Here is a 15865-nt window from a genome sequence, read left to right as displayed (position 1 = left end):
CGGTGCTCGCGGCGTCACCGCCGCGTTAAGACCGACCGGGCCCTGCTGCCGATCCGCCCGGCCCACCGCACTGCCCGGCCCGGCCCGCTGACGGCTGGCCGGGGCGGGCAGGCGAAAGCCCGGCGCCGGTGGCACGCGGCGCCGGGCGGCTCAGGGGCGCGCTACTGGTTGGCCTTGCGGCCGTGGTTCGCCTTCTTCTTGCGCCGGGCCCGCTTCTTCCTCGCTCGCTTGGACATGGTGTGCGCTGTGCTCTCTCTGGTAGGGGTACTGCTCGGGTGGTTGCCGGCGGCGCCGTTCAGGCGCGGGTGACCAGCAGGTCGGTGAGCTTGGCCAGGCGGCGCTGCGAGCGCTCCTCCTGGGCGGCCGGGGCGGTGGCCGCGATGTCGCCGCCGTCGTAGTACGCGCCCTGGGTGAGCCGGAAGTCGGGCAGGCAGAGCCGGACCACGGCTGCCGCACCCTCGGCGGCGGGCGCGCCGACCCGGCCGTAGAGCGGCAGCAGCGCGGTGTCGCACAGCCCGGGGTTGACGCTGACGGCGGTGATGCCGGAGTCCGCCGGGGCCATGTCTCCGGTGGCCATGGTCAGGGCCAGCTGGGACTGGGCGTAGGCGGCGACCCGGGAGTACTTCTTGGTCCGGTTCGGGTCGTTCCAGTTCATCGAGGCGGTGCGGTGCAGCGAGGAGGAGACGTTGACGATCCGGGCCGCTCCGGAGGCGGCGAGCGGGGCCCGCAGCAGCTTGGCGAGCAGGTGCGCGGCCAGGAAGTTCACCTGGAACGAGACCTCGTTGCCGTCCGCCGAGAGGGTGCAGCGCTCGGGGGCCATCACGGCGGCGTTGTTGATCAGCAGGTCGAGCGCCGGAACGGCGGTGGCCACCGCCTCGGCCAGCCCGTCGACCTCGGCCAGGGTGGTGAAGTCGGCGGCGTAGCTGCGCAGTCGCTCACCCGGGATGCCTGCTTCACGGACCAGTCGGTCGACGGCCCGCTCGCCGTCTTCGACGGTGCGCGCGTGCAGCAGCACGGTGGCGCCGTGCTCGGCCAGCAGTCGGGCGCTCTCCCAGCCGATGCCGGAGGAGGCTCCGGTGACCAGGGCGGTGCGGCCGGCGAGGACGGACTGGTTGTTCAGGACAGCGGACATGACCCATCCAAAGGGTGCTGGGCACAGCCCGGGGTGCCGGGGCGCGGTGAAGCTGCGCGCCGGGGGCCGGACGTGCGGGGAAAGGCGCGCCGAAGCGCGTGACAAGACGCCGCGCGGCCGGCAGCGGCCGGCCGACCGGGACGGTCGGCGGCGCGGGTCGAGGCCGCAGGGCGGTGGAGAGGGCGTGCGAGCGGGTCGAGGCGCGATCAGGAGGAGTCGCGGTCGAGCCGGACGGCACGGGTGGAGCGAATGGCGCGGGTGGGCCGGTACGGGCCCACCCGCAGCGCGACCAGGCTCAGCTACGGGGAGGCAGCACTACCGAGCGGCGCGAACAGCCGCGCCGGGCCGACCCGCGCGCGGATGCGGCGGTCGGTCGTGGTAGCGCGTCGGGCTGTTCATGACGTTCATTCAAGCCAACCGGATCGCACCGGGGCAAGCCCGTTCACTCGCTCTGATGAATCCTTGATATCCGCAGCTCGACGGCTTTCCGCGCGTTTCGCCGAAGTTCCGGGCCAGTTCCGGGCCAGTTCCAGCCCAGTTACGGCCGAGTTACGCTCAGTGCCGGAGCGGCGGGAAGCCGGACCGCCCTGGCCATGTCAAGCTTGACGAGCCGTCAGGTCCCGCCCCGAGCCGCTCCGGCTGCGGGCGCCCGATCCAGGAGGCCGCGTGGGCACCTTTGCCAAGCAGTCGTCGCAGTCGTTCGCCAAGCACTCCTTCACCAAGCACTCCTTCGAGTCGCTCTATCAACAGCCGCTGCCGCGCGGCTACTTCCATCGGCTGGCGCCGCTGCGCTACCGGACTCCCGACTTCGCGCGCGGGCTGCTCCCGGAGACCATCGCCCACCTGCGCCGCCGCACCGGCCGACGACGACTGAAGATCATCGACCTGGCCTGCGGCTACGGCATCAACAGCGCACTGCTCAAGTTCGGGGTGGACTTCGCGACCTTCGCCAGGCGCTATCCGGCGGCGGCGCAGCCTGCCCAGCACCCCGGCTCGGGCCCGGTCATCGGCGAGGGCCCGGTCGTCGGCGAGGGCCCGGTCGTCGGCGAGGACAGCACCCACCAGGCCGTCGCCCGGGACACCGCCTTCCTGCGGACTCGGCCGACCGACACCGGGCTGACCGTGGTCGGGCTGGACGTCTCGCGCCCGGCGACCGAGTACGCGCTGGCCACCGGTCTGCTCGACGCCGCCGTCAACACCGACCTGGAGCACGCGGATCCCACCCCGGCCGACCGGGCCGCGCTGGCCGGGGCCGATCTGGTGCTGGCCACCGGCGCGTTCAGCTACCTCGGCACCGCCACCCTGAACCGGGTCCTCGCCCTGCAGAGCACGCCGCCGGTGGTGCTGGGCTGGCCGCTGTACGGTCAGCCCACCGAGTCGCTGGCCCGCTGCCTGGCGGCCCACCGGCTGACCGTCAGCCGCCCCGACCCGGGCCCGCGCCACCAACGGCACTTCGCCGACGCCCGGGAGCGCGAGGCCTACCACTACTCGCTGCGTCGGTCCCGGCTGCCGTTCATCGGATCGGCAGCCGAGACCAGCCTCTGCGTGACCTCGCTACTGGCTCATCCGGCGTTCAGCTGAGACGAACTGACTGAGCGTCAGCGCAGGCGTCACCCGGCCCGGCCGAGTGACGCCTGCGCCCGTCGACCCACCGGCGCCGCGTGGCGCCCCCGCCCCCGCCCGCGGCCCGGTCGGCGCGCTCGCAGGGGCAACCGGCCGGCCGCCGACCGCGCGGCGTGAGCGCGCGGTCGGGCCGGGTCGGTGCGGGCCGGGTCGCTGCGGGCCGGGTCGCTGCCGGCGGGACCGGTGCGGGCCGGGTCGGTGAGCGTGAGCAGCAGGGCCAGCAGCGGCGGAGCGGTCAGCAGCAGCATGGTCAGCGTCATGGCGGACACCTCTCCCGGTCGTGAGCGAACGGCCCGAGAGCAGTCTCACCCGCCCGGTCGGCCGGGTAACCGCCCGTCACACCATCGCCAGGACCTTCACCCGGCGGGCCGCGCCAGGGCTGCGGCGACCGGCCGCAGCCCGTTCCCGTCCGGGTGATCACCCGTAACCGGACGCCAGTTGGCCCGTCGGACGTAGGCTGAGGCGACAGCCGCCGCACGACCTCGCCGAGCAGCACCGCCGCGCGGCACCCTGACGAGCGAGAGGACCGCACGATGCCCGCCGCCTACTGGAACGGCCAGTTGATCGCCGAGAGCGACGACACCGTGGTCGTCGAGCAGAACCACTACTTCCCGCTGAGCGCCGTGCGGCCCGAGTACCTGGCCGACTCGTCGAGCACCACCTTCTGCCCGTGGAAGGGCACCGCGAACTACTACACGCTGGTGGTGGACGGCGAGCGCAACGAGGACGCGGTCTGGTACTACGCCGATCCGAGCCCCGAGGCCGAGCAGATCCGCGGCCGGGTCGCCTTCTGGCACGGCGTCGAGGTCCGCGTCTGAGCCACCGCAGCAGCCGCCCCGGGCCCGCGCACCTGACGCAGTCTCACCCGGTTCGTCCCGCGCGCTCGCCCCGCCGCCGCCCTCCGCACACCATCGGCCTCGGTATTCCCGCTGCCCGGGTGGCCAACGTCACGCTCCGCCACACCACACCTACGGTGGCGTAGGTCACTTGAGACAGTGAACTATTCTGCCCATGGCTGACCATCTGGAGACCCTTGACCTCATCAGCTCCTACGTGGCCCTCGGCGACAGTTTCACCGAAGGCCTGAACGACCCGCGCCCGGACGGCGGTTTCGCCGGCTGGGCCGACCGCCTGGCCGCGCTGCTGGCCGACCGGCGGCCGGAGGGCGAGTTCCGCTACGCCAACCTCGCGGTGCGCGGACGGCTGCTCGACCAGGTCGTCACCGAGCAGGTCCCCCAGGTCCGGCGGATCCAGCCGGACCTGGTGACCTTCTGCGCCGGCGGCAACGACATCCTGCGTCCGGGCAGCGACCCGGACGAGGTCGCCGAGCGCTTCGAGCAGGCCGTCGTGCAGCTGCGCGAGTCGGCCGGAACGGTGCTGATCTGCACCGGCTTCGACACCCGCGGCGTACCGGTGCTGAAGCACCTGCGCGGCAAGATCGCGACCTACAACGTGCACCTGCGGGCGATCGCGGACCGCAACGACTGCGCGGTGGCCGACCTCTGGTCGCTGCGCCCGCTGCAGGGCCGGCCGGCCTGGAGCGAGGACCGGCTGCACCTCTCCCCCGAGGGGCACCAGCGGGTCGCGCTGCTCGCCGCCCGCGCACTGGGGCTGCCCACCGAGGAGGACCCGGCCGCGCCGTGGCCCGCCGAGCACCAGCACACCCCCGCCGAACAGCGCCGGGAGAACCTGCAGTGGGCGAAGGAGTACCTGCTGCCCTGGGTGGGCCGACGGCTGCGCGGCGAGTCCTCGGGCGACCACGTGGAGGCCAAGCGGCCCGACCTGCTGCCGCTCTGACCATCGGAAGCGGACCCGGCACACTGCCCGGATGCCCTGCGGAGGGGGCGTCCGGGCACGGCCATGGGACGGTCACGGGCAGCGCCGGGCAGGCCGCCCCGGGGGCTGCTGACGGCGGGTCAGCCGATCCGCCAGATCGAACCGTGGCTGGCGGCCAGCGTCGCGGCGAGCACGATCAGGTCGCCGGCGCCGAGCGCGAGGCCGAGCAGCGCGCGCCCGCGCCGGGCGGTGCCGCGCAGCAGTGCGAGCGAACCGAGCACCAGGGCCAGCGGCCCGAAGACCACATTGAAGAGCAGCAGGCCGATCAGGCCCAGGACGAACGAGGCGACGGCCATCCCGTCCGCCTCGCGGGTCAGCGTCCCAGTTTCCATCTCTCTACTCCTTGCGTGGGAATCCCGGCTCTCCGGCCGGGCGGGAATCAGCTCCTGGGGTTCGCCGGCGTCAGGGCTGCCGCAGTCGGGCGACGCCTTCGCGCGCCGCGAAGACCAGCAGCCAGGCGCCGATGAACGTGGCGGCGGCCAGGAAGTGCGGCAGCGTGGTGTGCGCGGCGGCGCCCACCAGGACGCCGGCGACGGCGAGTGCGGCGAAGATGACGATCATGGTCGGACCCTTCAACTGGCAGGACGTCCCGGGCTGTCGGCCGCCTCGCGCCCATTTGAGCTAACAAGTGTTCGCCGACATCCACACTCTACGCTGGCGGAAGTCGGCAAACAGTTGTTTACTGAATGACGTGAGTCACACCGTCGGAGTCAGAGCCGCCCAGAAGGAGCAGAGCCGCCGCGCCCTGCTGGACGCGGGCCTGCGACTGCTCGAGCACCAGAACCTCAGCGGCCTGGGCGTCCGGGAGGTGACCCGGGAGGCCGGGCTCTCGCCGGCCGGCTTCTACCGCCACTTCCGCGACCTGGACGAACTCGGGGTAGTGCTGGTCACCGAGTCGTTGCAGAGCCTGCATCTGATGATCCGCAAGATCCTGGCCGGCCAGGGCGAGGCCGAGGAACTGATCGACGGGACGATCTCGGTGATCGCCCGGCACGTGCGCGAGCACCGGGCGCACATCCGCTTCCTGGCCCGCGAGCGGCACGGCGGGGTGCGGCGGGTGCGCGAGGCGATCGCGGCCGAGTTCGCGACCTTCACCGAGGAGACCGCCGCCGCGCTCGGCACCCAGCCGCAGAGCGCCGACTGGAGTGCCGAGGACCTGCGGATGCTGGCCGGGCTCTACGTGGAGCACCTGGTGGCGACCGCCGCCGCGTTCCTGGAAGCCCCAGACGAACCGCCCGCCGCCGCGCGCGCCGCCGAGCAGCGGATCGCGGCGCTGGCCCGCGACCAGCTGCGCCTGATCAGCCTGGGCCGCCGCCACTGGCCGACCGCGCCGCAGGACTGACACCGCTGGACTGACACCGCCGGGCGACCGCCGCCGGGCGACCGATCCCGCCGCATGACCGATCCCGCCGCATGACCGCTGCCCCGCCCTTCGGTCGGCCGCCGATCGCTCCGGACGGGTGAGTCCGTCCGCCCGCCAGTGTCCTGATCCGCACCGACGCGTTGAACGCGACGTCGCGACCAACGTTCGGACCCCGGCGCACGGCCCGCTCACCATCGCCCGCGCCGGTCATTGTCGAGAGGAAACACGACTCATGCTCAAGAAGGTTCTGGCGGGTACCGGGATCGCCGTCGCGTCGCTGGCCGCCCTGGCCGCCCCGGCGATGGCGATCGGCGATTCGGACGGCTCGGCGGCCTCGGTCTCCGGCAGCGGCGGCACCAACGCGACCGGCACCACGGGCAACCAGAGCCCCGCGTACCACACCGCCGACAACCTGAACCTCTGCCTGCCCGAGGTGCACCACGTGCAGGTCGGCGTGCTGGTCCCGGTCCAGGTGGACGTGCCGATCGCCAACCAGCAGCAGCACCAGATCTGCAACGTGGGCCAGACCACCCAGGCCAACGGCGACGGCGCGCTGCTCTCGCACGCGATCGGCTGACCGCTCCCCCACGCACCCCACCCCGAGGCCCTCGCGCACCGTGCCGCGAGGGCCTCGGGGCGTGTCGGGCGACGCCCCGTTCCGACCGCACCCCACCGCCCCGCACCGTCCCCCACCTGGCGTTGCGCAGTTGTTCACCCGCCACGTAACAGTGGTCTATACCAATCGGCTAGGCTGATGGCCGGAAGCTGTCAACACGGCTGTGGGGGCCATATGACCGACCATCACCTTCCGGCGCCACCGAACGACCAGGAGCTCTACTGGTACTTCGGACCGCAGCGCCGGTGGGTCCTGCTCTGCACGTCGCTCGCCTTCGTCCTGACGGCGGCGACCATGCTCACCTTCGCCCTGCGCACACCAGCGCTCTGGGCCTTTCTCGCGGTGCTGGCACTCAACGTGCTGGCGCTGCTGCTCTCCTCGGTGAACAGCCTGCGCTCGCGCCGGCTGACCCGGCAGTCGCACGAGGTCCTGGTGCGGGCCTGGCAGCCCGCCGAGGCGCCGAGCGTCGACCTCTACCTGCCCACCTGCGGCGAGCCGCTGGCGGTGCTCGCCAACGCCTACCGCGCCGTCCACCGGATGCGCTGGCCGGGCGAGTTGACCGTCTGGGTGCTGGACGACGCCGATCGCGGCGAAGTCGCCGAGCTGGCCGCCGGGTTCGGCTACCGCTACGTGGTCCGACCGGATCGCGGCCGGCTGAAGAAGGCCGGCAACCTCAACCACGCGCTGGCGCTCGGCTCGGCCGAGTACCTCGCCATCCTGGACGCCGACTTCGCCCCGCGCGCGGACTTCCTGCAGCACCTGCTGCCGTACTTCGCCGACCCGGCGATCGGCATCGTGCAGAGTCCGCAGTGCTTCGACACCGACGGCTCGATGAGCTGGATCGAGCGCGCGGCCGGCTCCGCGCAGGAGTGGTTCTTCCGCTGGATCCAGCCCTCCCGGGACGCCAGCGACGCGGCGATCTGCTGCGGCAGCAACGCGGTCTACCGGCGCAGCGCGATCGAGGCGGCCGGCGGCTTCGCCAAACTCGACCACAGCGAGGACATGTACACCGGACTCGCGCTCTACGAGCGGGGTTTCCGCACGCTCTACGTGCCGGTGCTGCTCGCCAAGGGCACCTCGCCGGACAGCCTGGCCTCGTTCGTCAACCAGCAGTACCGGTGGGCGATGGGCAACCTGCACCTGCTCACCGGCCGGGACCTGAAGCGGATGCGGGCGCCCTGGCGGCTGCGGTTCTGCTTCTACGAAGGCATCGTCGGCTACCTGACCACGGCGGTGAACCTGTTCGCCGCCCCGCTGCCGCCGCTGGTGATGATGTACTGCTACCCGGAGCAGATCCGCCCCTGGCACGTGCTGCCGCTGCTCGCCCCGCTCTGGCTCTGGCACGTGCTGCTGCCCCGGGTGAGCCGGACCCGCTGGCGGGTGGAGGTGATCCGGGCCAACGTGCTGATGAGCGTGGCCGCCGGCGTCGCCTTCGTGCACACGCTGCGCGGCCGCAGCGCCGCCTGGGTGCCGACCGGCGCCGGGCAGGCCAGGCCGGGTGGGCTGGCCAGGCGGGTGGTGCTGGTCTCGTTCGGCTGGGTCGGCGGCTCGCTGCTGGCCGCGGGCGTGGGCCTGACGCTGGACGTGGCGACGCACGGCTGGGAGCCCAACTGGGGCCTGGCGCTGTACCTGGCGGTGCAGTGCCAGATCGGGCTGCCGCTGCTGCGCGACCTGCTGGCGGAACTGCGCACGGCACCGGCCCGCCCCCGACCCCGGGCGCTGACCCGGCCGGGTAGCCGGCCGACCACCGCCGCCACCGAGGCGGCCGTGCTGCCCCGACGCTGGCCCGAGGGCCTGGCGGTGACCGCCGCGCTCGCCCTGACCGCGCTGCTGGCCTCCGGCTGGGTCCGCCCGATGCTGCCCTGGCTGGGCTGAGAGATGGCACAGATGCCGAACAACTCCACGGCGGCGGGCTTCCGCCCCGACATCGAGGGACTGCGCGCGGTGGCGCTGCTGGCCGTCCTCGCCTTCCACGCGGGCGTGCCGCACCTGGCGGGCGGGTTCGTCGGAGTGGACGTCTTCTTCGTGATCTCCGGCTACCTGATCACCGGTCAGCTGCTGCGCGAGGCGCTGGGCACCGGGCGGATCCGGCTGGCCGAGTTCTACTCCCGCCGGGCCCGGCGGCTGCTGCCCTCGGCCGCCCTGGTGCTGGCGGCGGTGGCGCTGGCGGGTGTCTGGCTCACCGCGCCGCTGCGCCGCACCGACCTCGAGTACGACGTGCTGGCCTCGGCGCTCTCGGTGGCCAACTGGCGCTTCGTGGCCCAGCAGACCGACTACCTGGCCGCCGGGCGCGATCCGAGCCCGCTGCTGCACTTCTGGTCGCTCGCCGTCGAGGAGCAGTTCTACCTGCTCTGGGCACCGTTGCTGGCCCTGCTGGCCTTTCTGATGATCCGTCAGGGACGGCGCCGGCTGCGAGCGGTGCTGATCGCGGTCACCTCGCTCGGCACCGCCGTCTCGCTGCTGCTCGCGCTGTACTGGACGCACCGCGAGGTCTCCCTGGCCTATCTCGGATCATCTTCCAGGGCCTGGCAGTTCGGCATCGGCGCGCTGCTGGCGCTGCTGCCCCGGCACCGGCCGCCCGGATCGCCGCGGCTGCGCGCTCTGCTCAACCGGGCTCGGGCGCTGGTCGGTTGGGCGGGTGCGGCGGCGATCGGCTGGTCGGTGTTCGGCTACACCGCCGGCACCCCGTACCCCGGGGTCGCGGCGCTGCTGCCGACGCTCGGCGCGGCGGCGGTGATCCTGGCCGGGATCCCGGGACGGGGCACCGAGGCTGACGCCGGGCCGGTGGGACCCGGCCGGCTGCTGGCGCTGGCCGCGCCGCGTGCGCTGGGCCGGCTCTCATACAACCTCTACCTCTGGCACTGGCCGGTGCTGGTGCTGGCCGAGTCCCGGCTGGGCCCGCTCGGCTGGCCGGTCAAGGTGGCGCTCACCGCCGCCGCCGCGCTGCCCGCGCTGGCCACCCTGCGCTGGGTCGAGCGCCCGCTGCGCCGCAACCCGGTGGTGACCGAACTCCCGCGCCGCGGGCTCTCCCTGGGGCTCAGCGCGGTGATCCTGCCGGTGGTGCTGGCGCTGGTGGTGGGCACCGGCACGCTGCGGCTGCTCGGTCCGGGCGCGCCGGTGGACCTGGCCGGACTGCCGCCGGGCGCCCCCGACGGCACCTCGCTGCTGCTGCCCGCTCCCGGGCACAGCGCGCGGACGATCGTGCCCAGCCCCGCGCAGGCCCGTAAGGACTTCCCGCCGGACGGCGCCTGCGAGGTGCCGCCGACCGCCACCAGCAGCCCGCCCTGCCTCTTCGGCGGCACCGGCGGCGACACCGCGAGCAGCGACCGGATCGTGCTGCTCGGCGACTCGCACGCCGGCCAGTGGTTCTCCGCCGTGCTCGCCATCGCCGCCGAACGGCACTGGGGTCTCGAGGAGTTGGTCAAGCAGGGCTGCCCACTGCCGCAGCTGACGGTGACCAACCCGCAACTGGGCCGCGAGTACCGGGAGTGCGACAGCTGGCGGGCCGACAGCCTGGCCCGGCTGCAGCGCGAGCCCAAACCGCGGCTGATCGTGGTGGGTTCACTCAACCGCTACACGGCGGACGACCAACTGCTCGCCCAGGCCTGGGAGCAGACCCTCACCCCACTGCGCGCGCTCGGCGTGCCGATCGTCTACCTGACCGACACCCCGGTCCCCGGCCAGGACGTCCCGTCCTGCGTCTCCGGCCACAGCGCCGACCCGGCCGCCTGCGACTTCCCACGCGGTCAGGCGCTCTACCCCGACCCGCTGGCGGAGGCGATCGCGGCGGGCCGTGAGCCGGGCGTGCGGGCGGTCTCGGTCAACTCGGTGCTCTGCCCGGGTTCGGGGCGCAGCTGCCCGGCGGTGCTGCAGCGGATCCTGCTCTACCGCGACGACGCGCACCTGACCAACGCGGCCGTGGTGGTGCTCACCCCGCGACTCGAACGGCTGCTGGTGGACGCCGCTCTGGTGCCGCCGCAGGGCGCTTCGGCACCGTCCCCGGGTCCCGGCTCCGGCTCGGGGCCCGACCCGCAGGGCTGGACCCAGCTGCTGCGCGACGACTTCCAGGGCCCGGCCGGCAGTAAGCCCTCGGCTGCGAACTGGCAGTACGACACCGGCACCTGCTACCCGGGCTGCCCCGCCGCCCAGTGGGGCACCGGCGAGCTGGAGACCATGACCGACGCGCCCGCCAACGTCCGGCTGGACGGCCAGGGAGCTCTCGAGATCACACCCACCGAGCAGAACGGGCAGTGGAGTTCGGGACGGCTCGAATCCCGGCGCGACGACTTCGCGCCACCGCCGGGCGGCGTGCTGCGGATCGCGGCCTCGATCCAGCTGCCCCAGGTCAGCGGTCCGGCGGCGGCCGGCTACTGGCCCGCCTTCTGGACCCTCGGCGCGGGCCTGCGCAACGGCTACACCGGCTGGCCCGGCATCGGCGAACTGGACACGCTGGAGTCGGTCGACGGGCGCGCCTCGGTCTTCGGCACCATGCACTGCGGCACCGCGCAGGGCGGCCCCTGCCAGGAGCCGCAGGGGCTGGGGTCGGGCGAGCAGCCCTGCCCGCAGTGCCAGAGCGGCTTCCACACCTATGCGGTGGAGGTGGACTTCTCCACCAGCCCCGAAGAGGTGCGGTGGTACCTGGACGGCAAGGAGTACCACCGGGTGACGGCGGCCCAGATGGATCCGGCGACCTGGGACGCGGCGGTGCACCACGGGGTGTTCCTGATCCTGGACGTGGCGATGGGCGGCGGGCTGCCCGCCGCGTTCGGCGGCTCGGTGTCGCCGGCCACCGAGCCGGGGCACCCGATGCGGGTGAAGTACGTGTCGGTGGCCACCAGGCCGTGACAGCGCGCCGGGCCCGGCTTCTGACGCATCGTCAGAAGCCGGGCCCGGCGGCCTGCCGTCAGAAGTTGATCATGTGTCCGGCCAGGCCGTGGATGGCCTCCTTGACCGCCTCGCCCAGGGTCGGGTGGGCGTGCACGTTGCGGGCCACCTCGTGCACCGTCAGGTCCCACTGCTGGGCCAGGGTCAGCTCCGGCAGCAGCTCGGTGACCTCGGGGCCGATCAGGTGGGCGCCCAGCAGCTCGCCGTACTTGGCGTCGCTGATGATCTTGACGAAGCCGATCGGGTGGCCCAGGCCGTGCGCCTTGCCGTTCGCGGTGAACGGGAACTTGGCGACCTTGACGTCGTAGCCCTGTTCCTTGGCCTGCGCCTCGGTCCAGCCGAAGCTGGCCACCTGCGGCTGGCAGTAGGTGGCGCGCGGGATCATCACGAAGTCCACCTCCATGGTCTCCACGCCGCCGATGGTCTCGGCGGCGATCACGGCCATGGTCTCGGCGGCGTGCGCCAGCATCAGCTTGGCGGTGACGTCACCGATCGCGAAGATGTGCGGCACGTTGGTGCGGCCGCGCCCGTCCACCGCGATCGCGCCGCGCTCGGTCAGCGCGACACCGGTGGCCTCCAGGCCGTAGCCGTGCACCCGGGGCGCGAACCCGATCGCCTGGAGCACCTTGTCGGCCTCCAGCACCTCCTGCTGCCCGTTGCGGGTGACGGTGACCTTGACCTTGGCGTTCGGGTCGCGGTCGTCGATCGAGTCCACCCGGGTCGAGGTGAGGACCTGGATGCCGAGCTTCTTGTACTGCTTGGCCAGCTCGGCCGAGATGTCGGCGTCCTCCAGCGGGACCATCCGGTCCAGGAACTCGACGATGGTGACCTTGACGCCGTAGCTGTTCAGCACGTAGGCGAACTCGACGCCGATCGCGCCGGCGCCCGCGATGATGATGCTCTCGGGCAGCGAGTCGGTGAGGATCTGCTCCTCGTAGGTCACCACCCGGTCGCTCAGCGAGGTGCCGGGCAGCAGCCGGGTGGTGGCGCCGGCCGCGATGATCACGTGGTCGAAGGTGACGGTGGCGAACCCGCCCGCGGTCAGCGCGACCTGCAGGGTGTGGTCGTCGACGAAGGTGCCGCGGCCGTCGTACTCGTCGATCGCGTTCTTCTTCATCAGGTAGTGGATGCCGGCCACCCGGCCGTCGGCCACCTTGCGGCTGCGCAGGAACGCCTCGCGGTAGTCGAAGCTGACCTGGCCCTCGACCTTGATGCCGAAGGTCTTGGCCTCACGGGTGAAGATGGTGGCCAGCTCGGCGTTGCGCAGCAGCGCCTTGGACGGGATGCAGCCGACGTTGAGGCAGACACCGCCCCAGTACTTCTCCTCGATCACCGCGGTCTTCAGTCCGAGCTGGGCCGAGCGGACGGCCGCGGTGTACCCGCCGGGGCCGGCTCCCAGGACTACGACGTCGTAGTGGTTGCTGCTCATGATTCTCGTTCCGGTCCTTCGGTGCGACGTTCGGTGGAGGCGCTCGGTGGGGCGCCCGGTGAGTCTTGCCGCAGCCGACTGTATTCCCAGCGGTCCGCGACGACCACGTGTACCCCACCCGCTGACCGGACGGCTAGCCGTCCAGGTGGTCCAGGAAGGCCAGCAGCTCGGCGTTGACCTCCGCCGGGCGCTCCTGCTGGGTCCAGTGCCCGCAGCCCGGCAGGATCACGCTGCGGAACAGCTTCGGCGCGATCCCGGGCAGCGCGGCCACCAGCCGGTCCACCCCGTGCAGCGCGCTCACCAGGTCGCGGTCGCCGGCCACGTACAGGGCGGGCACCGAGATGCCCAGGCCCTCGAAGGCGGCGAGCAGCTCCTCGTTGCGGTCGATGTTGCGGTACCAGTTGAGCGGCCCGGTGAACGCGTGCTCGCCGTGCTGGGCGTAGTCCTCGGCGAAGGCGGCGATGTCCTGCTCGGTCAGCCAGCCCGGCAGCTCCTTCGGCTCCGGGATCGAGTCCAGCAACGTCTGCCCCTCGCCGATGAGCCACGGCGCCGGCTGGTCCGGGTTGTCGCCCGACCCGAAGAAGAGCGTCCGGCGGAAGGTGCTCGGCAGGTCCCGGGCCAGCTCGGCATCGGCCACCCCCGGCTGCTGGAAGTAATTCTGGTAGAAGCCGTCCCCGTAGAGGCGCCGGCTCAGCTCCAGCCGCACCAGGCCGGCGGGCAGCCGCGGCGGCACGCTCAACCCGGCGACCGCGCGCACCACGTCGGGCCGCAGCATCGCGCTGATCCAGGCCACCGGCGCGCCCCAGTCATGGCCGACCACCACCGCCTGCTCGGCGCCCAGCGCCCGGATCAGGCCCACCACGTCACCGACCAGGTGCGGCAGCGTGTAGGCGTCCACCGCGGTCGGCCGCCCGCTGCGCGCGTACCCGCGCTGATCGGGCGCCACCACGCGGTAGCCCGCCGCGGCCAGCGGGGCGAACTGGTGGCGCCAGGAGTACCAGCTCTCCGGGAACCCGTGCAGCAGCAGGACCAGCGGGCCCTGGCCCTGCTCGGCGATGTGCAGGCGGACCCCGTTGACCTCGACCTGGCTGTGCTCGATCCGGCTCTGCTCGACCGCGTGGACCATGAGGACTCCTTCGGCAGACACTGGGCGTCAGGAGGCAGCCTAGCGAGGCGAGTTACCGCAATGCAGTAGTGCCCGGGAGCTGGTTGGCTAGGGCCAGCGCGCCCCGCGCTCCCACCCGCCGTCCGGCCGGCGCCGGTAGGCCAGCCGCAGATGCAGCCGGTCCGCCGCGCCCTGCCAGAACTCGACCTCCCGCGCTCGCAGCGCGTACTGCGTGTAGCCCGCCGCCACCAGGTCCGGCTGCCGCGCCAGCTGCCGCTCGGCGGTGCGCCAGGCCGCCCAGAACTCCGCCGCCGGGCCCAGCGGCTCGCTCTGGTGCCCCACCAGCGCGGCCACCCGCGACTTGGGGCTGAGCAGCCGGAACACCTCGCCGGCCGCCTCGGCCGGGCCCGGGGCCACCAGTCCGCGCACCCGCACCTGGCGCCCCAGCTCCGGCCAGTACCAGGTGAGCGCCGCCTGCGGGACGGCCGCCAGCTGCCGGCCCTTCGGGCTGCGGGCGTCCCCGGCGAACCACCACACCCCCGCCTCGGGGTCGACGTCCCGCAGCACCACGATCCGCGCGTCCGGCGCACCGTCGAGCCCGACCGTGCTCAGGGTGACCACCTGCGCGTCCGGCAGCCGCGCCCGCAGCGCGCCGAGCAGCCAGCCGACGAACAGCTCGCCGGGCCCGGCCGGCGCCACCTCGGGGTCGAAGCCGGGCAGCTCGCGGGCCATCGCCGGCTGCCGCACCAGCAGGTCCCGCAACGCGGCCAGGTCCTCAGCGGTCCGATCACCGCCGCTCGTGCCCGCGCCGGTCGTGGCCCCGCCGGCCGCATCCCCGCCGGTCGTAGCCCCGCCGGTCGTAGCCCCGCCGGTCACGTCCCCGCTGGTCATGCCGCCGCCTCCCAGGCCGCCAGCCCCCGGCGCGAGCGCAGCCGCACCGGTCGGCCGCTCAGCGGATCGGTGAACGCCAGACCGGTGGCCAGCAGTTGCAGCGGCGTGCCGAAGTCGCCGGGCGCCGCCTCGGGCAGCACCTCGGGGTAGACCGGGTCGCCCAGGATCGGGATGCCCAGGCTGCTCATGTGCAGCCGCAGTTGATGGGTGCGGCCGGTCAGCGGGGTGAGCCGGTAGTGGGCCAGGTCGCCGCGCCGCTCGATCAGCTCGATCCGGCTCTCCGCGTTCACCGGTCCGGGCACCTCGCGGGCCGCGATCACCCCGCGCTCCTTCACGATCCGGCTGCGCACCACCCGGGGCAGCACCAGCCCGTCGTCGTAGCGCGCGACGGCCTGGTACTCCTTGGTCACCAGCCGGTCCCGGAACATCGTCTGGTACGCGCCCCGGGTGTGCGCCGTCGCCACGAACATCACCAGCCCGGCGGTCAGCCGGTCCAGGCGGTGCGCCGGGATCAGCTCGGGCAGCGCCAGGTCGCGCCGCAGCCGGGAGAGCGCGGTCTGCACCACGTGACTGCCGCGCGGGGTGGTGGCCAGGAAGTGCGGCTTGTCCACCACCACCAGGTGCTCGTCGCGGTGGACCACCTCCAGCTCGAACGGCACCGGGACCTCCTCGGGCAGGTCGCGGTGGAACCAGACGCTCGCGCCGGGCTCGAACGGGGTGGCCGGGCCGACCGGGCCGTCGGCGCCGACGATCTCCCCGGCGCGCAGCATCCGCGCCAGTCGCTCGCCCACCTCGTCCGGCAGCCGGTGGGCCAGGTAGTCGCCGACCGTCGGCCAGGGGCCCTGCTCGGGCAGCCGGACCCGGACCGGGTCCACCCCGTCACGCTGCGGCAGCGGGGCGGCGGGCTTCGTCCTGCGTCTCATGCCGCAGAGCCTACGGGGGTTCACGATCGGCCGACGCACCGGCGAAGATGGCGGTCCCACCGG

The 15865-nt window shown here is 73.3% G+C and carries 15 protein-coding genes; 7 read left to right on the top strand and 8 right to left on the bottom strand.

The genetic code is table 11. The features are described from left to right. Positions 1-295: 295 nt before the first annotated feature. Entirely contained in the window at positions 296-1132 is an 837-nt protein-coding gene (locus OG403_RS34475; protein WP_329571441.1) for an SDR family NAD(P)-dependent oxidoreductase, read from the bottom strand. A gap of 666 nt (positions 1133-1798) precedes the next feature. Here OG403_RS34475 and OG403_RS34470 point away from each other — a divergent pair. Next, on the top strand, positions 1799-2713 hold the full coding sequence (locus OG403_RS34470; protein WP_329571439.1) for a hypothetical protein: 915 nt from the start codon (positions 1799-1801) through the stop codon (positions 2711-2713). Between the two features lie 29 nt (positions 2714-2742). On the opposite strand, the gene OG403_RS34465 is transcribed toward OG403_RS34470, so the two are convergent. Next, positions 2743-3015 carry a hypothetical protein gene (locus tag OG403_RS34465; RefSeq protein WP_329571437.1) on the bottom strand — a complete coding sequence of 91 codons (273 nt, stop codon included), beginning with the start codon at positions 3013-3015 and terminating at the stop codon, positions 2743-2745. A 273-nt stretch (positions 3016-3288) separates the two neighbouring features. Here OG403_RS34465 and OG403_RS34460 point away from each other — a divergent pair, with 273 nt between their 5' ends. Together OG403_RS34460 and OG403_RS34455 are read left to right on the top strand one after the other, a co-directional pair. Further along, positions 3289-3573 carry a DUF427 domain-containing protein gene (locus tag OG403_RS34460; protein ID WP_329571435.1) on the top strand — a complete coding sequence of 95 codons (285 nt, stop codon included), beginning with the start codon at positions 3289-3291 and terminating at the stop codon, positions 3571-3573. A gap of 193 nt (positions 3574-3766) precedes the next feature. Continuing rightward, positions 3767-4552 (top strand): SGNH/GDSL hydrolase family protein, encoded by a 786-nt coding sequence (locus OG403_RS34455; RefSeq protein WP_329571433.1) that lies wholly within the window; start codon positions 3767-3769, stop codon positions 4550-4552. Between the two features lie 119 nt (positions 4553-4671). Here OG403_RS34455 and OG403_RS34450 read toward each other — a convergent pair whose 3' ends face one another. After that, the gene (locus OG403_RS34450) at positions 4672-4923 is read right to left on the bottom strand and encodes a DUF4190 domain-containing protein (protein ID WP_329571431.1); all 252 of its coding nucleotides are present in this window, start codon (positions 4921-4923) and stop codon (positions 4672-4674) included. Positions 4924-4993: 70 nt separating this feature from the next. Next, complete coding sequence (locus OG403_RS34445; RefSeq protein WP_329571429.1) at positions 4994-5152, bottom strand: hypothetical protein; 159 nt, start codon at positions 5150-5152, stop codon at positions 4994-4996. 130 nt (positions 5153-5282) lie between these two features. On the opposite strand from OG403_RS34445, the gene OG403_RS34440 reads away from it, so the two are divergent. The 4 genes from OG403_RS34440 to OG403_RS34425 all read left to right on the top strand — a co-directional run bounded on the left by OG403_RS34440 (position 5283) and on the right by OG403_RS34425 (position 11415). Beyond that, complete coding sequence (locus OG403_RS34440) at positions 5283-5933, top strand: TetR family transcriptional regulator (RefSeq protein ID WP_329571427.1); 651 nt, start codon at positions 5283-5285, stop codon at positions 5931-5933. A 253-nt stretch (positions 5934-6186) separates the two neighbouring features. After that, complete coding sequence (locus OG403_RS34435) at positions 6187-6531, top strand: rodlet layer protein (protein ID WP_329571425.1); 345 nt, start codon at positions 6187-6189, stop codon at positions 6529-6531. 213 nt (positions 6532-6744) lie between these two features. Further along, positions 6745-8445 (top strand): glycosyltransferase family 2 protein, encoded by a 1701-nt coding sequence (locus OG403_RS34430; protein WP_329571424.1) that lies wholly within the window; start codon positions 6745-6747, stop codon positions 8443-8445. A 3-nt stretch (positions 8446-8448) separates the two neighbouring features. Continuing rightward, positions 8449-11415 (top strand): acyltransferase family protein, encoded by a 2967-nt coding sequence (locus tag OG403_RS34425; protein WP_442911028.1) that lies wholly within the window; start codon positions 8449-8451, stop codon positions 11413-11415. 58 nt (positions 11416-11473) lie between these two features. Here OG403_RS34425 and lpdA read toward each other — a convergent pair whose 3' ends face one another. The 4 genes from lpdA to OG403_RS34405 form a co-directional block, all read right to left on the bottom strand. Continuing rightward, positions 11474-12883: a dihydrolipoyl dehydrogenase gene (gene lpdA / locus OG403_RS34420; RefSeq protein WP_329571420.1), complete on the bottom strand. Its 1410-nt coding sequence runs from the start codon at positions 12881-12883 to the stop codon at positions 11474-11476. Positions 12884-13016: 133 nt separating this feature from the next. After that, the gene (locus tag OG403_RS34415; protein WP_329571418.1) at positions 13017-14009 is read right to left on the bottom strand and encodes an alpha/beta fold hydrolase; all 993 of its coding nucleotides are present in this window, start codon (positions 14007-14009) and stop codon (positions 13017-13019) included. An 87-nt stretch (positions 14010-14096) separates the two neighbouring features. Beyond that, positions 14097-14879, bottom strand: a complete 783-nt coding sequence (locus tag OG403_RS34410) for a pyridoxine/pyridoxamine 5'-phosphate oxidase (RefSeq protein ID WP_329571416.1) — start codon at positions 14877-14879, stop codon at positions 14097-14099. Next, positions 14876-15802 (bottom strand): pseudouridine synthase, encoded by a 927-nt coding sequence (locus OG403_RS34405; RefSeq protein ID WP_329571414.1) that lies wholly within the window; start codon positions 15800-15802, stop codon positions 14876-14878. The genes OG403_RS34410 and OG403_RS34405 overlap by 4 nt, the downstream gene beginning before the upstream one ends. Positions 15803-15865 lie beyond the last annotated feature (63 nt).

The organism is Kitasatospora sp. NBC_01266 (assembly GCF_036242395.1).
GTDB lineage: Bacteria > Actinomycetota > Actinomycetes > Streptomycetales > Streptomycetaceae > Kitasatospora.
Note: the sequence above shows the minus strand (reverse complement) of the source record. Positions and strands in the feature narration are given on the sequence as shown.